Genomic DNA, 16,815 nt, shown 5'->3' on the forward strand with positions numbered 1-16,815 from the left:
GATTCGGGTTAGAACCCGAATCGCCACTCACGACCACCTGTACCGACGCTTCCCGCTAGTCGCCGGACACACCCCAGATCGCCAGCTCGACGGCGACGTCGTTCTCGTACAGCAGCGCGCAGTTCGCGCTCCACCGCGGGCGGCGTTCGTACGGCAGGTGCCCGGCCTTGTCGAGCTCGTCGAAGCCCTCGACGGACGGCTCTTCCGTACCGAAAGCGGCGAGGAGTTCGGCGTCGGTCAAGGGCCGGATCGTGCCGAAGTCGTCCTCACCCGTGGCGCTGATGAACTCGTGGACGTCGAGCACGGAATGGGTCCCGGACTCCTGGACGCTCTCCACCTCGTACAGCTCGTCGACCGAGTCCGGGCGGCCGAGTTCGTCCTCTTCCCACAGGTAGTCGCCCTCCGCGAAGACCCGCGCCTTCATCGCGTCCAGCGCCGCTTCCGGGTCGCCGTCGAACCGGCCGCGGACAGACCAAGCCGAAGCACCCACCGGGGCCACCTCCTCGTTCGCCGAGCGGACAGCGTAACCGCCGCCGGTCCTTTCGGGTTCGGCCGAACGTGACAAATTTTCGCATTACCCTTTTCCGGAGTTCACCCCACGGCTAACGTCGTCCGGCATCGTCCTTCCGCGACACCCACCCGCGACGAGTAGGGGCACCGCCATGTCCGACATCTCCAGGCGCACCTTCGCCACGGCAGGCGCGGCCGGCGTCGGCCTGCTGCTGTGCACGCCGACCGCCAACGCGCTCGACCGGGCGCTCGCGCTCACCACGAGCCGCGCGGCGCGGACGGCGGGCACCACGCTGGAATCCGCGGCGGCCCCGCTGAAAAGCGGTCCGGGGTACACGCGGCTGACCGCGGGTCCCGGCTGGCCGCTCGTGGTCCGGGGCGAGCTCGCCGCGCCGAAGTCCGGCCGCGACGACCGCCGCCGCGCGATGGCGTCGTTCGCGCAGTTCACCGACCTGCACTTCACCGACGCCGAGAGCCCGGCGCGGTTCGAGTACCTGCACCCGTTCGTCGGCTCGGCGCACCGGCCGCAGGAGACGCTCGGCCCGGTCGCGACGACGGCGCTGGTGGAGCGGGTGAACAGCCTGAAGGCGGGCCCGTTCACCGGACGGGCGATCGACTTCATGGTCACCACCGGCGACAACACCGACAACCACGAGCTGATCGAGCTCGAATGGTTCCTCAAGGTGCTCAACGGCGGCACGGTGAACCCGACCTCGGGCGACCCGAATGTGCACGAGGGCGTCCAGACGTCCGGGTCCTCGCACTACTGGAACCCCGGCAAGACGCTGGACGACGCGTACACGAAGAAGGGCTTCCCGCAGCTGCCCGGCCTGCTCGGCGCGGCGTCGAACACCTTCACCTCGCCCGGTCTCGACGTCCCGTGGTTCTGCACCTTCGGCAACCACGACGACAGCATCGTCGGCACCGTGCCGGACCTGCCCGGCATGGACGCCTGGTACACCGGCCGCTTCAAGGTGATCGGCAAGGACGAGACGACGTCGCGGAAACTCGCCAAGGCGATCGGTTCCGGCTCGGGCGTCCCGATCACGGAGCTGTTCGGCGGCTCGGGCACGATCCGCGAGATCACCCCGGACGAGCGGCGGCGGCCGTTCAGCACCGCGGAGTTCGTCCAGCACCACCTCGACACCGCCAACACCGGCCCCGGCCCGGTCGGCCACGGGTTCGGCGGGAACAACGCGGACGGGCGGAACGTGTACTACACCTTCCGCATCGCGCCGGGCGTCGTCGGCATCAGCCTCGACACCACGACGATGGCCGGGCTGGCCGACGGGTCGATCGGGCTCGGGCAGTTCACCTGGGTGGAGAACACGCTCAAGCGCAACAGCTCGACGTACTACGACTTCTTCGGCCGCAAGGTCGCGCAGAACGTGACGGACGAACTGTTCATCCTGTTCAGCCACCACACCAGCGACACCATGGGCAACGTCCTCCCCGACGCGCGACACCCGCTGGAGCCGCGGCTCAACGGCGACACGTTCGTCTCGCTGCTGAACCGGTTCCCGAACGTGCTGGCGTGGGTCAACGGGCACACGCACCACAACAAGATCACCCCGCACCCCGGCAAGACGGCGAAGCAGGGCTTCTGGGAGATCAACACCGCGTCGCACATCGACTTCCCGCAGCACGCGCGGATCATCGAGGTCGCCGACAACGCCGACGGCACGCTTTCGCTGTTCACGACGCTGATCGAGGCGGAAGCGCCGTACGAGGCGTCGTACTCGGACACCTCGACGCAAGCGCTTGCGTCGCTGTACCGGGAGTTTTCCTACAACGACATCCACGCCTCACTCGGCGCCGTCGGCACCGCCCAAGACCAGAACACCGAACTGCTGCTGACCCACCCGCTCTCCTGAGTTCGCCCTTCGATCACGCGTGTCGTCCGTCTGATCACGCGAGTCCCGCATCGGCGCACACGGCCGAACGACGTGACTCGCGTGATCAGACGGCGAACTCGCGTGATCGGAGGCGGAACACGGCGGGCCGGTCGCGAAAGTGACACAGACTCAGGCCGTCTTGTAGGCAACTGTTTACATACCTCGCGCGAACGACGAAAATCCCTTCCCTACCGGGTGGATCCGAGGGATGGGAGCCGGGATGCGGATACGAGGGCTGGTCACGCTGCTGACGATCGCGACGCTGACCGCGGTGACGGCGCAGACGGCGGAGGCGGGCCCCGGCCGTGGAGACGACGAAGCGATCGACTACCACGAATGGGCCGGTCACCACGGTTTCCGCGACGGCAGGCTGGAAGGGCTCGGGATCGACCACGGCGCGCTGCGCATCGACCGCCCGATCGGCACCGTCGAACACACGGAACCCGTACTCGGCACCACCAGGACCTACGAATACGGCCAGTGGACGTCGAGGAGCCGCACGCAGGGCTTCGACGCCTCCCAGCTGGTCGCGTCGTGGAACGCGAAGACGCCGGCCAAGACCTGGATCAAGGTCGAAGCCAAGGGCCGCACCGCTTCAGGCACCGAAACCGCCTGGTACGTGATGGGCCGGTGGGCCAGTGGGGACGCCGACATCAAACGCACCAGCGTCGACGGCCAGAGCGACGCCAGCGCCGCGGTCGACGTCGACACGCTGGTCATGAAGGCCGGCGTCGCGCTCCGGTCGTACCAGCTTCGGGTGAGCCTGTACCGCGAAGCAGGCTCACGGGCCACGCCGTCGGTGACGTCGGTGGGCGCCATGACGTCGCTGGTCCCGGACCGGTTCGAGGTCCGGGCGACGAAGCCGGGCCGGGCCACCGGGATCGAACTGAAGGTGCCCGCCTACGCCCAGAACCTCCACAAAGGACAGTTCCCGGAGTACGGGGGCGGCGGCGAGAACTGGTGCAGTCCGACGTCCACCGAAATGGTGGCCGAGTACTGGGGCAAACGGCCCAAGCCCGAGGACATGGCGTGGATCCCGGCGGGTTACGTCGACCCGACCGTCGCGTACGCCGCCCGGTACACCTACGACTACGCCTACGACGGAACCGGCAACTGGCCGTTCAACACCGCGTACGCCGCTTCACTCGGTCTGCGTGGGCACATCACCCGTTTGCACTCCTTGAACGAACTCGAAAACTACATCGCGCGCGGCATCCCGGTGATCACCTCGCAGTCGTTCAAGGCCGAGGAACTCGACGGCGCGGGCTACGGCACCGCCGGGCACATCATGGTCGTCGTCGGCTTCACGAAGGACGGTGACGTGATCGCGAACGATCCGGCCGCCAGCAGCAACGACCGCGTCCGGAACGTCTACAAGCGACACCAGTTCGAGACGATCTGGCAGCGCACCAAGCGGTACAACACCACGGGTGGCGTTTCCAGTGGTCCGGGCGGGGTCGCCTACATCATCACGCCCAACTGAATCGGTTCCCCACCCGAGCGGATCTCGCGGCCGGAGCGGATTCCGTGGCAAGCTTCTGGGTCGACGACTACTCGGAGGTGGGTATGCCGTACGAGGTGACGTGGTGAAACTCTTCACCGACGCCGATTTTCCCGCCGACCCGTACCCGGGCGCGCGGCCGGGTCATTCGTTCGTCCACTTCGACGGCGCCGGGCACAGCCTCGACACCGCGCCGGAGGGCTGGCGCGAACGCCAGGCCGTGCTCGCCTACGGCTCGAACGCGTGCCCGTCGAAGATCACCTGGCTGCGGGAGAACATGGGCCTGACGGGGCGGGTCGTGGTCTGTCACGCGCGCTGCACAGACCTGGCGGCGGTCTGGGCATGCGGCCTGCGGTTCCGCGACGGGCAGCGGCCGGCGACGCTCGCCGCCGCCCCGGGTGTCGTCGAGGAGCACGCTGTCTGGTTCGCGACCCCGGACCAGATCGCCGTGCTCGACCACTGCGAGGGCAACGGGCAGCGCTACCGGCTGGTGCGGCTGACCGCCCCGGCCATCACCCTCGACGACGGCACCGTGCTCGACGACGTCGTGGCCTACGTCGGCGCCGCGGACATCCGCCTGCCGATCCTGGTGGACGGCAGGCACATCCGCGTCGCCGACCTCGAACAGCGCCGGGCCGCGGCGCTCGAAGGGGTCCCCGCCGAGACGCACGGTCTGGACTGCACGCTGATCGAGGCCGGGACGCTGGTCAGAGAAGCTTCCCGGGATTGAGGATGCCCGCCGGGTCGACGGCTTTTTTCGCCGCCCGCAACACTTCGACGCCGATCTCGCCGATCTCCGCCGCCAGATAGGAGGCGTGGTCGACGCCGACGGCGTGGTGGTGCGAGATGGTGCCGATGCCGGTGATGGCCTCCGACGCCGCCGCCTTCGCCCGCTGCCACTGGCCGACCGGGTCGGCCTCGTCGCGGGCGGTGAGCACGGTGAAGTACAGCGACGCGCCCGTTTCGTACGCGTGCGAGACGTGGCACATGATGACGGCCCGGCCGAGCGTGGCGGTCAGCGCGGCGCGGACGGCGTCGCGCAGGTCGCTCAGTTCCGCCCAGTACGCGGCGGTTTCCAGGGTCTCGACGCAGATACCGTTGTCCATCAAGGCGTCCCGCTGCCGGGGTCCGGAGAACCGGCCGCGGCGCCAGGATTCGCCGAGCGCGGCGCCGATGCGGACGGCTCCGAACGGCTCCAGCACCCGGGTGGTCTCCTGACGGCGCCGGGCGACCTCACGTTTCGACGCGCCTTCCCAGCCGACGATCAGCAGGCAAGGCGCGTGGACTCCGCGTGCCTTGAGATACCGGCGCAGCGCCTTGGTCTTCCAGCTGTCGTTGAGCGCCAGCGAGACCTCGCTCTCGTCCACATCGGACAGTCGCGTGACGTCCGCGAGCACGTGCCGCTGGGCGAGTTCGCGGACCGCCGCGGTGCCGTTCTCCCAGCCGTCGAGGACGTAGCCCTCGTAGCGGCGGACCTCCGGCACCGGGCGGACGCGGAGGGCGACCTCGGTGATCACGCCGAGCGCGCCCTCGCTGCCGACGGCGAGGTGACGCAGGTCGGGTCCGGCGGCGGACGCGGGCGCGACGCCGAGTTTCCATTCGCCGCGCGGGGTCGCGAGCCGGACGCCCTTGACCATGTCCTCGAACCGGCCGTACCCCGACGAGGCCTGCCCGGCGGACCGGGTCGCGGCGTATCCGCCGATCGTGGCGCGTTCGTAGGACTGGGGAACGTGCCCGAGGGTGAAACCGTGCCCGGCCAGCAGCCGATCGGCCTCCGGGCCGGTGACCCCCGCCTGCAGGACCGCGATCCGGGAGACCGGGTCGACGGAGACCAGGTCGCCGAGCCTGGTGAGGTCGAGCGCGATCACCGCGCTCTTGCCCCCTCGCAGCGCCGAGACCCCGCCGACCACCGACGTCCCGCCGCCGAACGGGACGACGCCGACGTCGTGCCGGGCGCAGATTTCCAGCACCGCCTGGACTTCGTCGGGATTCCCCGGCAGGACGACGGCGTCCGGCACCGGAAAATCACCGAACCCGCGACGCCGCACCAAGTCCAGATAGGACAAACCGCTCGCCCGCGCGAGCCGTTCCCCCGCCGTCACCGAAACGTGTCCGGCGCCGACGAGCTCCTCCAGGTCTCGCTTCGGCTGTTCGCCCAGCCGCGTTTCGGGAACGGAGAGCGCCGAATCGGGCGCGAAGGGGGCTGCGGAGCCCAGCGGGCCGATACGCTGGACGAGCCACCGCAAGGCCTTCGCCGGAAGGTGGGCCGCGTCACCCGCCTCGGGCGTCCAGGATCGCCTCAACCGGTGGTCAATATTCTCGGTCACGACTACAGTGTTACACATGGACGTAAAACGTCACTCACCTGCGGAAACAGGCGTCTCGGCGCTGGCGGACACCCGATCCCGCCAGGCCTCGACACGCGTGTCCGACGACGTTCTGCTCGACGCGGCGAAGAAGTGCGTGCTCGCCGTCGGCGTGAGGCGGACCACGCTCGCCGAGATAGCGCGGACGGCGAAGGTCAGCCGGATGACCGTCTACCGCCGGTTCCCGGACGTGCGCAGCGTGCTCGCGACCCTCATGACCCGCGAATTCGGCGGACTGCTGCAAGGCGCCGCCGAACCGGAGGCCGAACCGGCCCACTTCCGCGAGAAGCTCGTCCGGAGTTCGGCGGCCGCCGTCGCCGCGCTGTCGGGTGACCCGCTGTTCCGCACGCTGCTGGACCTCGACCCCGAACTGGTCCTCCCCTACATCGTCGAACGGCTCGGGAAGACCCAGCGCTTCGCCGAGGGCGTGATCCTGCATCTGCTGCAGGGCGGCCACGAAGACGGTTCGATCCGCAAGGGCGACCTGCCCTCGCAGGCGCGCACCCTGTTGCTGCTCATCCAGTCCTTCGCGTTCTCGTTCCGTCCCGCCACCGCGGACGTGAACGAGAAGGCGTTGATGGCGGAGTTCGCCCACGTGCTCGACGCGGCGTTGCGCCCGTGACGCCGGGCTCGCTGAACGCCCTGCGGCGTGAGCGGGAGCTCGCGGCGCTGGCCGGCGGCGAGCGGGTCGACCTGGCGGTGGTCGGTGGCGGTGTCACCGGCACGGGGATCGCGCTGGACGCGGCCGCGCGCGGGCTCTCGGTGGCCCTGATCGAGGCGTACGACCTGGCGTACGGGACTTCGCGCTGGTCCAGCAAGCTGGTCCACGGCGGGCTCCGCTACCTCGCCAAGGGAGATGTGGCGCTGGCGCACGAAAGCGCCGTCGAACGCGGGATCCTGATGACCCGCACCGCCCCGCACCTCACCAGGGCGATCCCGCAACTGTTCCCCTTGTATCCGGAGACCTCCCGCGGTCAGCAGGCGTTCATCATGACCGGCCTCGTCGCCGGTGACGGGCTCCGCCGCGCGGCCAGGACCCCGGCGTCCGTACTGCCCCGGCCGCGATCGATCCCGGCCGCGGAGGCGCTGGCACTCGCGCCCGGCCTGTCCCCGCAAGGGCTGCGAGGCGCGCTGCTGGCCTACGACGGCGCGCTGACCGACGACGCCCGGCTCGTGGTGAGCCTGGCGCGCACGGCGGCGTCACGGGGCGCGAAGATCCTCACGAGGGTCGAGGCCCTCCGGCTCACAGCGGATTCGGTGCGGGCCCGGGACCGGCTCACCGGACAGGAGATCGAGATCCGCGCCGGTCAGGTCGTCAACGCGACCGGCGTCTGGGCGGGCGAACTGGCGGAGTCGGTGCGGCTGCGGCCGTCCCGCGGTTCCCATCTCATCCTGGCTTCGGGGGCGGCGCGGATCGGCGCGACGTCGGTCAACGTGCCCGTCCCCGGCGAAAACAACCGGTTCGTCTTCCTGCTGCCGCAACCCGACGGCCGCGTGTTCGTCGGGGTCACCGACGAACCGACCGAAGGCCCGGTCCCGCGGGTGCCGCCCGTGCCGGAGTCCGATGTGGACTTCCTGCTCGAAGTGGCGTCGAAGGCGTTCACGCGCCCGCTGACCCGTGACGACGTCGCGGGCTCCTTCGCCGGACTGCGGCCGCTGGTCGAAGGCGGTGGAGGCCGGAGCGCGGATCTGTCGCGCAAGCACGCGGTGGTGACCGGCGCCGACGGCGTGCTCACCATCGTCGGCGGCAAGCTGACGACGTACCGCAAGATGGCCGAGGACGCCGTCGACGCGGCGTTGAAGCGGTCCGGGCTCCGCGCCGGGCCGTCGACCACGTCCCGGCTCCCCTTGCTCGGCGCGACTCCGCGACACCTTCTGTCCACTGTGGACGCGCCGGCCCGGCTGGTCGCGAAGTACGGCACCGAGGCGCCACGGGTCGCGGCGCTCGGCGAGGTCGACCCGGAGCTGGGACTGCCGCTGTCCGCCCGCACCGAGATCAGCGCGGCGGAGGTCGTCTGGGCCGTGCGGCACGAGGGCGCGCTCGACGTCGAGGACGTCCTGGAACGCCGAACCCGGCTCGGCCTGGTCGCCCCCGAGGCCGAGGCCGCCCGCGCCCGGGTCCAAGAGCTCGTCGACAAGTCGCTCGCCGGTCTCGCCTGACGCATTAGTCCTCTGGATGCGGTGAAGCGCGCCCTAAACTTGACGGGTCGTTGGGTTTTTGCAACAGTATGTTCCATGAGCCCGGTAAGACGCGGCAAAGAGCTGCCGATCTACAACCGGCTTCCCGTGCTCCGGGCCGAGCGCGGACTGAGCAGGGCCGCCCTCGCGACGGCGGTCGAGGTCAATCCGCAGACCATCGGCGCACTCGAACGAGGCGACCACTACCCGAGCCTCGACCTGGCTTTTCGCATCTGCGCGGTGTTCGACCTCCCGGTCGAGGCCGTGTTCAGCCGCGAACCGTTCACGCCACTGTCCACTCAGGTCTACCGGGAGGGGGGAACATGAGCGAAGAGCGAGGCCGTCTCGCGACGTACTGGGAGCGCCAGCAGGAACGCTGGGAAGAGCTCGAACGCAAACGCGCCCTTCGGCTTCCGTCCTGGCGCACGAGGAAACGGCGGCGGACGTTGAGCGTGTTCGTGGTGACGGGCGACCTGATCCTGATCGCCGGAGCCGCCCTGTTCCACGCGGGCCCCGCGGTGGCCTTCTTCGTGCTCTGGTTCGTCGGCTGTCTCGTCGCGGGCGGCGCGCACTACCTGTTGCGCATCCTGACCGGCAAGATGAGCAACGGCTTCTCCATCCGGCTCGACGAGCGCGAGCGGGAATGGCGCCACCGCGCCACCTTCATCAGCTACCAGGTCCTGGTCGCGTTGATGCTGGTCGCGGTGTTCTACGGTCTGATCATCTCGGGTACCGAGGACGGCGGCGCGCGGGGCGCGATGATGGGCTGCGCCCTGCTGGTCACCGGCACCACGTTGTCCGGTGTCATCCTGGGGTGGTCGCTGCCGGACGACGATCCGGAAGATTTCGACGAGGGGGTCCCGGCATGATCGTCACGAGGACCCGCTCGGACCGGCGGCGGCTCGCCGTCGCCGCGGTGATCGGCCACCTGGTGGTCATCGCCGGAGCCGCGTTGCTGCGCGAGCCGACGTTGTGGTTAGCCGTCGGCTTGATGGGCCCGGGGTTGTGCCTGTGCGTCGGCGCCGCGACCGTGTTGCGCCGTTCGGTCGGCAGACCCGGCTCAACGGCCAAGGACCTTGACGAGCGCGAACTGCTGCTGCGCAACCGCGCGCACTACGCGGCGTTTCAGGGAATCTGCCTGCTGATGCTGGTGGACCTCGCGTACGGGCTCTACGCGGCCGGGCAGCCGGGTTCCGGCTCTCTCCTTTCTTCGATGACAGCGGCGTTGCTCGTCTTCGGGACGTCGCTGCCGGCGCTCTGGCTCGCCTGGAAGCTGCCGGACGACGATCCCGAAGACTTCGAAGATGTCGACGAGGGGATTCCGGCATGACCGGAGACAAACGGCGCCATAAGGTGTCGATCGGAGTGATCGCCGTCGCCTTGGTGGCCAGCGGGGTGATGGCCGGCGCGGCCAGGGCGGTCTTGGTCTACCGGGCCACTTCGGTGGTGAGCAACGTCAAGCTGGACGGTTTGGTCCAGCGCAACCGCACGGTTTCCGGCGTCCATCGGGGGATCACGGCGCTCGTGCGGTATCTGGAGGAGGGCAAGTGGAAATGAACGAGGGGAAGCTGGAGATCGACAGGATCTCCAAGAAGTACGGCGCGAAGGTCGCGCTGGACGAGGTGAGCTTCGAGGTCCAGCCCGGTGAGCTGTTCGGGTTCGTCGGCAGCAACGGCGCGGGCAAGACCACCACGATGCGGATCGTCCTCGGGGTGCTCGCGGCCGACTCCGGCCAGGTGCGCCTCGGCGGCGCGCCGATCACCCACGAGACCCGCACGCATATCGGGTACATGCCGGAGGAACGCGGCCTGTACCCGAAGATGAAGGTGCTGGAGCAGCTGGTCTACCTCGCCGAACTGCACGGGATGTCGGCCAACGACGCCCACCGCAGCGCCGAGAACTGGATCGCGCGGCTCGGGCTGACCGAACGCAAGAAGGACGAGGTCCAGAAGCTGAGCCTCGGCAACCAGCAGCGGGTGCAGCTCGCGGCCGCGCTGGTGCACGATCCGCGGGTCCTCGTGCTGGACGAGCCGTTCTCCGGTCTCGATCCGCTGGCCGTGGACGTGATGAGCGGCGTACTGCGCGAGAAGGCCGCGACCGGCGTGCCGGTGGTGTTCTCCAGTCACCAGCTGGATCTGGTCGAGCGGCTGTGCGACCGGGTCGGCATCATCCGAAGTGGACGGATGGTCGCGTCCGGCACCGTCGGCGAACTGACCGCGGACGCGGGCAACGGCCTCGTCGTCACCGCGCCCGGCGCCGCTCCCGGCTGGGCCTCGGCCGTTCCCGGTGTCCGGATCGTCGAGCAGAACGGCCCGACGGCGATCCTCGAACTCGACGCGGGAGCCGACGACCAGGCCGTGCTCGCCGCGGCCCTGGCCACCGGCCCGGTCACCGAATTCACCAAGCGCAGGCGGTCGCTGACCGAGCTGTTCCGCGACGCCGTCGCCGAGAAGCCCGCCGCACAGGGAGTTTCCGCATGAACACCGTTTCCTCGTGGCGCGCGGTCTGGCTCATCGCCAAACGCGAACTGAACACCCGGCTGCGCACCCGGTCCTTCGTGGTCGGCACCGCCGTGCTGCTGGTCATCCTCATGGGTTACGTCCTCCTGCAGTCCACGCTGGCGAACAACGAGGACAAGAGCAAGATCGGGCTCACCGGGCAGACCGCCGGGATCGCGCAGCAGCTTCAGAAGGCGGGCGCGGCGATCGGCGAGAAGATCGAGACCATCGCCGTCGCCGATCCGGCGCAGGGCCGGACACAGGTCGAGAACGGTGATCTCGACGCGTTGCTGTCCGGCAACGCCACCGAGCTGAAGGTGCTCGTCAAGTCCGAATTGGACACCAAACTGCGCACCCTGCTGAACGGCGTTTCCCAGCAGGAGACGCTGAACGGCATCCTTTCCGAGGCCCAGAAGTCGCCGGAAGAGGTGATGCGCACGGTCGAGCAGACCCAGGTCCAGGTCGACTCGATCAAGCCGCCGGATCCGGAGAAGTCCCAGCGGATGGTGATCGGCCTGATCGTGGCCGTGCTGCTCTACATGAGCATCGTGACCTACGGGACGCTGGTCGCGCAGGGCGTGGTCGAGGAGAAGTCCAGCCGGGTCGTCGAGATCCTGCTGTCCACCGTCCGGCCGTGGCATCTGTTGCTGGGCAAGGTGATCGGGCTCGGCCTGGTCGGGCTGACGCAGCTGGTGATCATCGGCGGGGCCGGGTTGCTCGTCGCCTCGTCGACCAACGTGCTGACGTTGTCCGGGGTCGCGACGGGCGCGCTGCTGTGGGGCGTGGTCTGGTACCTGCTCGGCTTCCTGCTGTACGCCACCGTCTACGGCGCCATGGGTTCGCTGGTCTCCCGGCAGGAGGACACCCAGTCGGTCATCGGCCCGGTCAACATCGTGCTGATCCTCGGCTTCGTCGTCGGGTTCAACCTGCTGGCACAGGCGCCGGAGGGCACGGGGACGAAGATCCTTTCCCTGGTGCCGCTGCTCTCGCCGGTGCTGATGCCCGCGCGGATCGCGGCCGGGACCGTCGAGGTGTGGGAGGTCGCGCTGTCGCTGGCCCTGACCGTGGGCGCCATCGCCCTGTTCACCTGGCTGGGCGCGCGGATCTACCAGAACAGCGTCCTGCGGGTCGGCAGCCGGATCAAGCTCTCCGAGGCCCTCAAGGGCTGACGGTTGTCCGTGAAGGCCTCCTTGAGGGACCCAGAGTCCCTCAAGGAGGCCTTCACGGACCTTTGATGGCGCCGTAGCGCTCCAGGGCGACCTGGCGTTCGTGGGCGTGGTCGACCATCGGCGCCGGGTAGTCCTTGACGCCCTGCGGTTTGTGCACGGCTTTCCCTTGCACGGAGCGGAGTTCGGGGACGTAGCGGCGGACGTACTCGCCCGAGGGGTCGAACTTCTCCCCCTGCGTGGTCGGGTTGAAGATCCGGAAGTACGGCGCGGCGTCGGTGCCGCTGCCCGCGACCCACTGCCAGTTCAGCTGGTTCGACGCGAGATCGCCGTCGACGAGATGCCGCATGAAGTACCGCGCGCCCAGCCACCACGGCAGGTGCAGATCCTTGACCAGGAAACTCGCCACGATCATCCGGACGCGGTTGTGCATCCAGCCCTCGGCGAGCAGCTGCCGCATCCCGGCGTCGACGATCGGGAACCCGGTGCGTCCCTCGCACCAGCGCTTGAACGCCTCGTCGTCGCTCTCGTGTTCCATGGCGTCGAACCGGGAATCGTAGTTCTTGCGCGCGGTTTCGGGGCGGTGCCACAGGACGTCGGCGTGGAACTCGCGCCAGGCGAACTCGCCGCGCAGCGACTTCGCGCCGGATCCCTCGTTCCCGGCGAGGTCGGCCAGCAAGGTGCGCGGATGGACGCAACCCCAGCGCAGATACGGCGAAAGCCTTGTCGTACCAGGGCGATCCGGGCGGTCGCGATCCTCGTCATAAGTCGTGAGGCCGTCGTCGAGGAACTCGTGCCAGCGGTCCAGCGCGGCCTTCTCACCGGGCTCCGGCAGCTCCATCCCCTTGAGTGACGGGGATTTCGGGAGCTTGACCGACCGCGGTGGCTCCACCCAGTCCACAATGGACTTTCCAGTGTCCGCCGGGCGCGGCCAGCCATGGCGCGCCCACGCGCGGTAGAACGGGGTGAACACGCGATAGGGGTCGCCGTCCGGTTTGGTGATCCGGCCGGGGGTGATCGCGTACGAGGAACCGGTCTCGGTCCAGGCGATGTCGTGTTCCGCCAAGGCCTTCTTGACCTCGTCGTCACGACGGCGGCCGTACGGGCCGGTGTCCGAGCTGACGTGCACGGCCGCGGCGCCGATCTCGCGGGCGGCCTTGACGACCTCCTTCACGGGGTCGCCCTTGACGAGCATCAGCCGTCCGCCGAGCTGCTCGTCCAGCGCCTTGAGGCAGCCGTGCAGGAACGCGACGCGCGGGGCGCCGGAGGGCTTGAGGAGCGCGTCGTCGAGGACGTACAGCGCGAGGACGTGCTTGCTGTGCTTCGAGGCTTCCAGCAGGGCGGCGTGGTCGCCGAGGCGCAGGTCGCGGCGGAACCACAGCACTACGGGGGCTTCTTTGGTCACCCGGGGAACCCTAAGCGGTACCGGCGGTGAGCGCAGTCCGGCCCCCGGATGTCATGAAAGGGGCTTTCCTGACGAAAAACGTCAGGAAAGCCCCTTTCATGACACTTGCGGGAAGCGGAGAGGTCAGCGCTCCGAGATCGGCGCGTAGTTCCGCTCGGCGGAGCCGGTGTAGATCTGCCGAGGGCGGCCGATCTTGGTGGCCGGGTCCTGGATCATCTCGCGCCAGTGCGCGATCCAGCCCGGCAGGCGGCCCAGCGCGAACAGCACGGTGAAGTACTTGGTCGGGAAGCCGAGCGCCCGGTAGATCAGGCCGGTGTAGAAGTCGACGTTCGGGTACAGCTTGCGCTCGATGAAGTAGTCGTCCGAGAGCGCGGTCTCTTCCAGCTTCTTCGCGATGTCGAGCAGCTGGTCGCCGCCCTTGAGCTTGGAGAGGATCTCGTCCGCGGTGTTCTTGATGATCTTCGCGCGCGGGTCGTAGTTCTTGTAGACCCGGTGCCCGAAGCCCATCAGGCGGACACCCTTTTCCTTGTTCTTCACGCGGGTGACGAAGTCTGCGACGTCGCCGCCCTCGGCCTGGATGCCCTCGAGCATGTCCAGGACCGCGCTGTTGGCGCCACCGTGCAGCGGGCCGAACAGGGCGTTGATGCCCGCCGAGATCGAGGCGAACAGGTTCGCCTCGGAGGAGCCGACGAGGCGCACGGTCGAGGTCGAGCAGTTCTGCTCGTGGTCGGCGTGCAGGATGAACAGCAGGTCGAGCGCCTTGGCGACGTCCGGGTCGACCTCGTAGGGCTCGGCCGGGAAGCCGAAGGTCATCCGCAGGAAGTTCTCGACAAGGCCGAGCGAGTTGTCCGGGTACAGCAGCGGCTGGCCGACGGACTTCTTGTACGCGTACGCGGCCAGGGTCGGGACCTTGGCCAGCAGGCGGATGGTGGACAGCTCCACGTTCGCTTCGTCGAACGGGTTGAGCGAGTCCTGGTAGAAGGTCGACAGCGCCGATACCGCGCTGGAGAGCACCGGCATCGGGTGCGCGTCGCGCGGGAAGCCGCTGAAGAAGGCCTTGAGGTCTTCGTGCAGCAGGGTGTGGCGCTGGATCTTGCCGGTGAACTCGTCCAGCTGGGCCTGGGTCGGCAGCTCGCCGTAGATCAGCAGGTACGAGACCTCGATGAAGGTCGACTTCCCGGCCAGCTGCTCGATCGGGTACCCGCGGTAGCGCAGGATGCCGGCGTCACCGTCGATGTAGGTGATGGCCGACGAGGCGGCACCGGTGTTCACGAACCCCGGGTCGTGGGTGATGTACCCGGTCGTCGCCAGCAGCTTCCCCAGCTCGATCCCAGGCGCACCCTCCACCGGGTGGATCACCTTGAACTCGTGCTCGCCGTTGGGCAGGCGCAGCGTCGCGGTCTCGCCGGACTGCCCCGCAGCCGTCGTCGCGTCGGACATGTAAGTCCCTCTCACGTTCAGCACGGGCCGGCGGCGCCTGTAGGTTCCACAGGTACGCCCTCTTTCACGCGCGTGACCCACGGCCTCGCTGCACACCGCCCCGCTGGGGTATGAATTCCCCTCCACGCTAGTCGAGAATGGGGTCAACGCGCAGCGGGTGAGTTGCTCACAACAGCCCCTTTGGGACCAGGTTCACACGGCGGAAGCCATATCTTCGGCCGTCGGCGGTTCCGCGCCACTCCGCGAGACGGTGATCGACGCCGCTTTCGCCGCGAATTCGAGGGCCGTGCGCCAGCCGTCGGCGTCGAGAGTGGACACGTCGCGCACCCCGTTCGAGTACAGCCACGCCAGCAGGGCGCCCTGCACGGTGTCACCGGCGCCGATCGTGTCGACGACGGCGACTCGGCGTGACGGGACCTGCGCGATTTCCCCCGCCCGTGTGATGACGGACAACCCCTGTGCGCCGCGAGTGAGCACGACGGCGTCGACTCCGCTAGAGGTCCAGACCTTTGCCGCGTCGATCGGGTCGGCGCCTTCGGCGAGCCATTCCGTGTCGTCGTCGGAGATCTTGAGCAGGCGGACGTGCGGCAGCCAGGACTCGAAGCGCGCCCGGTACGCGGCAGGATCGGTGATCAGCGCCGCGCGGATGTTCGGGTCGAGGACGGTCAGCACGCCGCGGGCGGATTCGCGGCGCAACACGGTTTCGTACGTGCTCGCGCCGGGCTCCAGGACCATGCCGAGGGTGCCGAGCGAGAGCGCCGTCACATCCTCGGGCAGCGGGCCGGGGTCGCCGACGAGCCTGTCCGCGGTGCCCTCGGTGTAGAAGGTGTACCGCGCGGAACCCTTCTCGTCGAGCGCGACCACGGCGAGTGTCGTCGGCTCGTTTCCCCGCTGCAGCAAGGCGGTGCCGACGCCGGAGGCGTGCAGCCGGTCCACCAGCGCGGCCCCGAAACGGTCGTTCGAGACACGCGAGAGGAAGCCCGTCGGGACGCCGAGCCTGCCCGCGGCGAGCGCGACGTTGTAGGGACCACCACCCATCCGGGGCAGCAGCGCGCGCAACCCACCGTCCACAGTGGAATCCAACGGTTCACCAGGAACGAGGTCGACCAGCGCCTCTCCACCCACCACGATCACGGGCGCGATGCTAGCCGAGATGGCGGCGGCACCACCATAATTGTCAGTTCAGGACATTTTTTGTCGCGATTCCTCCATCCATGCCCCCGCCGCCACCCTCAACGGAGACGCTGGCGCGTCCCAATCCCATTCAGGAGCAGTTCCGACAAAGCGGTGAAGGCCTCGGCGTCGGTCACCCCCGCGCGCTGACCGACGACGCCGGTCTGGATTCCCTCGATGATCAGTCCGGCCATTTCCGCGATGAGCCGCGCGTGCACCTCGCGGAAAACACCGTCGGTGACACCGCGGTCGATGAACGACCGGATCCGCTGGGCCGCGGCGCGGCTGTTGAGCTGATACGCGTCCCGCGCCGGCGCGAATTCGGCGATGTCGGTCATGAAAGCGGCCGAAGCGCGATTCAGGTATTCGGAGATGCCCGCGAGATACTCCCCGAGGATCTTGCGGGCGTCGTCGATACCGGCGATCCGCTCCTCCAGAAGCTCGGCTGCGCCCTTGAAAAAGTGGGCGACGACCTTGACCGCGAGTTGCTCCTTACTGGGGGCGAGCGCGTAGAGGGTCGACTTCGAGCAGTGGAGCCGCGCGGCGAGATCGTCCAGCGTGAACTGGGAAAACCCCTCGGCGAGGAAGAGCGCTTCGAGTTCCGAGAGCAGTGCTCGCTGACGCGCGGTGGGCTGACGGCGCGGGGTCTTGCTCTCGGTCATCGGATCACTATCCCTTACGCG

17 protein-coding genes are annotated in these 16,815 nt (G+C 68.9%); 11 read left to right on the forward strand and 6 right to left on the reverse strand.

Annotation, left to right across the window (positions count from 1 at the left end):
* Window positions 1–55: 55 nt before the first annotated feature.
* Window positions 56–490, reverse strand: coding sequence for a hypothetical protein (locus tag AB0N89_RS28270; protein ID WP_364210246.1), 435 nt, complete (start codon window positions 488–490; stop codon window positions 56–58).
* 172 nt (window positions 491–662) lie between these two features.
* On the opposite strand from AB0N89_RS28270, the gene AB0N89_RS28275 reads away from it, so the two are divergent.
* From AB0N89_RS28275 to AB0N89_RS28285, 3 genes are all read left to right on the forward strand, one after another.
* A complete protein-coding gene (locus AB0N89_RS28275; protein ID WP_364210249.1) occupies window positions 663–2,384 on the forward strand; it encodes a TIGR03767 family metallophosphoesterase in 1,722 nt (573 codons plus the stop codon).
* Window positions 2,385–2,625: 241 nt separating this feature from the next.
* A complete protein-coding gene (locus AB0N89_RS28280) occupies window positions 2,626–3,888 on the forward strand; it encodes a C39 family peptidase (protein ID WP_364210252.1) in 1,263 nt (420 codons plus the stop codon).
* A gap of 100 nt (window positions 3,889–3,988) precedes the next feature.
* Entirely contained in the window at window positions 3,989–4,636 is a 648-nt protein-coding gene (locus AB0N89_RS28285; protein WP_364210255.1) for a gamma-glutamylcyclotransferase, read from the forward strand.
* On the opposite strand, the gene AB0N89_RS28290 is transcribed toward AB0N89_RS28285, so the two are convergent.
* The gene (locus AB0N89_RS28290) at window positions 4,614–6,233 is read right to left on the reverse strand and encodes an FAD-binding oxidoreductase (protein ID WP_364210258.1); all 1,620 of its coding nucleotides are present in this window, start codon (window positions 6,231–6,233) and stop codon (window positions 4,614–4,616) included. The two genes, AB0N89_RS28285 and AB0N89_RS28290, sit on opposite strands and share 23 nt — an antisense overlap.
* Before the next feature lie 97 nt (window positions 6,234–6,330).
* Here AB0N89_RS28290 and AB0N89_RS28295 point away from each other — a divergent pair, with 97 nt between their 5' ends.
* The 8 genes from AB0N89_RS28295 to AB0N89_RS28330 all read left to right on the forward strand — a co-directional run bounded on the left by AB0N89_RS28295 (window position 6,331) and on the right by AB0N89_RS28330 (window position 12,117).
* Complete coding sequence (locus AB0N89_RS28295; RefSeq protein ID WP_364210453.1) at window positions 6,331–6,894, forward strand: TetR/AcrR family transcriptional regulator; 564 nt, start codon at window positions 6,331–6,333, stop codon at window positions 6,892–6,894.
* Window positions 6,891–8,432, forward strand: a complete 1,542-nt coding sequence (locus AB0N89_RS28300; RefSeq protein ID WP_364210261.1) for a glycerol-3-phosphate dehydrogenase/oxidase — start codon at window positions 6,891–6,893, stop codon at window positions 8,430–8,432. Before AB0N89_RS28295 ends, AB0N89_RS28300 begins: the two co-directional genes overlap by 4 nt.
* Before the next feature lie 75 nt (window positions 8,433–8,507).
* Complete coding sequence (locus AB0N89_RS28305; protein ID WP_005155992.1) at window positions 8,508–8,777, forward strand: helix-turn-helix transcriptional regulator; 270 nt, start codon at window positions 8,508–8,510, stop codon at window positions 8,775–8,777.
* Window positions 8,774–9,319, forward strand: a complete 546-nt coding sequence (locus AB0N89_RS28310) for a hypothetical protein (protein WP_364210264.1) — start codon at window positions 8,774–8,776, stop codon at window positions 9,317–9,319. The genes AB0N89_RS28305 and AB0N89_RS28310 overlap by 4 nt, the downstream gene beginning before the upstream one ends.
* Window positions 9,316–9,780: a hypothetical protein gene (locus AB0N89_RS28315; protein WP_364210266.1), complete on the forward strand. Its 465-nt coding sequence runs from the start codon at window positions 9,316–9,318 to the stop codon at window positions 9,778–9,780. The genes AB0N89_RS28310 and AB0N89_RS28315 overlap by 4 nt, the downstream gene beginning before the upstream one ends.
* Entirely contained in the window at window positions 9,777–10,007 is a 231-nt protein-coding gene (locus AB0N89_RS28320) for a hypothetical protein (protein ID WP_364210269.1), read from the forward strand. Before AB0N89_RS28315 ends, AB0N89_RS28320 begins: the two co-directional genes overlap by 4 nt.
* A complete protein-coding gene (locus AB0N89_RS28325) occupies window positions 10,004–10,930 on the forward strand; it encodes an ATP-binding cassette domain-containing protein (protein ID WP_364210272.1) in 927 nt (308 codons plus the stop codon). The genes AB0N89_RS28320 and AB0N89_RS28325 overlap by 4 nt, the downstream gene beginning before the upstream one ends.
* Entirely contained in the window at window positions 10,927–12,117 is a 1,191-nt protein-coding gene (locus AB0N89_RS28330) for an ABC transporter permease (RefSeq protein WP_364210275.1), read from the forward strand. Before AB0N89_RS28325 ends, AB0N89_RS28330 begins: the two co-directional genes overlap by 4 nt.
* A 52-nt stretch (window positions 12,118–12,169) precedes the next feature.
* On the opposite strand, the gene AB0N89_RS28335 is transcribed toward AB0N89_RS28330, so the two are convergent.
* From AB0N89_RS28335 to AB0N89_RS28350, 4 genes are all read right to left on the reverse strand, one after another.
* Window positions 12,170–13,519, reverse strand: a complete 1,350-nt coding sequence (locus AB0N89_RS28335) for a deoxyribodipyrimidine photo-lyase (RefSeq protein WP_364210278.1) — start codon at window positions 13,517–13,519, stop codon at window positions 12,170–12,172.
* Between the two features lie 123 nt (window positions 13,520–13,642).
* Window positions 13,643–14,959, reverse strand: coding sequence for a citrate synthase (locus tag AB0N89_RS28340; RefSeq protein ID WP_364210281.1), 1,317 nt, complete (start codon window positions 14,957–14,959; stop codon window positions 13,643–13,645).
* A gap of 192 nt (window positions 14,960–15,151) precedes the next feature.
* Window positions 15,152–16,093 carry a carbohydrate kinase gene (locus AB0N89_RS28345; protein ID WP_364210284.1) on the reverse strand — a complete coding sequence of 314 codons (942 nt, stop codon included), beginning with the start codon at window positions 16,091–16,093 and terminating at the stop codon, window positions 15,152–15,154.
* Between the two features lie 98 nt (window positions 16,094–16,191).
* Window positions 16,192–16,794 carry a TetR/AcrR family transcriptional regulator gene (locus AB0N89_RS28350; RefSeq protein ID WP_364210287.1) on the reverse strand — a complete coding sequence of 201 codons (603 nt, stop codon included), beginning with the start codon at window positions 16,792–16,794 and terminating at the stop codon, window positions 16,192–16,194.
* Window positions 16,795–16,815: the final 21 nt, after the last annotated feature.

Source organism: Amycolatopsis sp. NPDC089917 (assembly GCF_040684635.1).
GTDB lineage: Bacteria > Actinomycetota > Actinomycetes > Mycobacteriales > Pseudonocardiaceae > Amycolatopsis.

Excerpts from the sequence above, each read along its gene's own strand:
- AB0N89_RS28310 (WP_364210264.1), top strand. The coding sequence starts at position 8,774 with ATGAGCGAAGAGCGAGGCCGTCTCGCGACGTACTGGGAGCGCCAGCAG.
- AB0N89_RS28350 (WP_364210287.1), bottom strand. The coding sequence starts at position 16,794 with ATGACCGAGAGCAAGACCCCGCGCCGTCAGCCCACCGCGCGTCAGCGA.
- AB0N89_RS28325 (WP_364210272.1), top strand. The coding sequence starts at position 10,004 with ATGAACGAGGGGAAGCTGGAGATCGACAGGATCTCCAAGAAGTACGGC.
- AB0N89_RS28340 (WP_364210281.1), bottom strand. The coding sequence starts at position 14,959 with ATGTCCGACGCGACGACGGCTGCGGGGCAGTCCGGCGAGACCGCGACG.
- AB0N89_RS28315 (WP_364210266.1), top strand. The coding sequence starts at position 9,316 with ATGATCGTCACGAGGACCCGCTCGGACCGGCGGCGGCTCGCCGTCGCC.
- AB0N89_RS28305 (WP_005155992.1), top strand. The coding sequence starts at position 8,508 with ATGAGCCCGGTAAGACGCGGCAAAGAGCTGCCGATCTACAACCGGCTT.
- AB0N89_RS28330 (WP_364210275.1), top strand. The coding sequence starts at position 10,927 with ATGAACACCGTTTCCTCGTGGCGCGCGGTCTGGCTCATCGCCAAACGC.
- AB0N89_RS28320 (WP_364210269.1), top strand. The coding sequence starts at position 9,777 with ATGACCGGAGACAAACGGCGCCATAAGGTGTCGATCGGAGTGATCGCC.
- AB0N89_RS28275 (WP_364210249.1), top strand. The coding sequence starts at position 663 with ATGTCCGACATCTCCAGGCGCACCTTCGCCACGGCAGGCGCGGCCGGC.
- AB0N89_RS28280 (WP_364210252.1), top strand. The coding sequence starts at position 2,626 with ATGCGGATACGAGGGCTGGTCACGCTGCTGACGATCGCGACGCTGACC.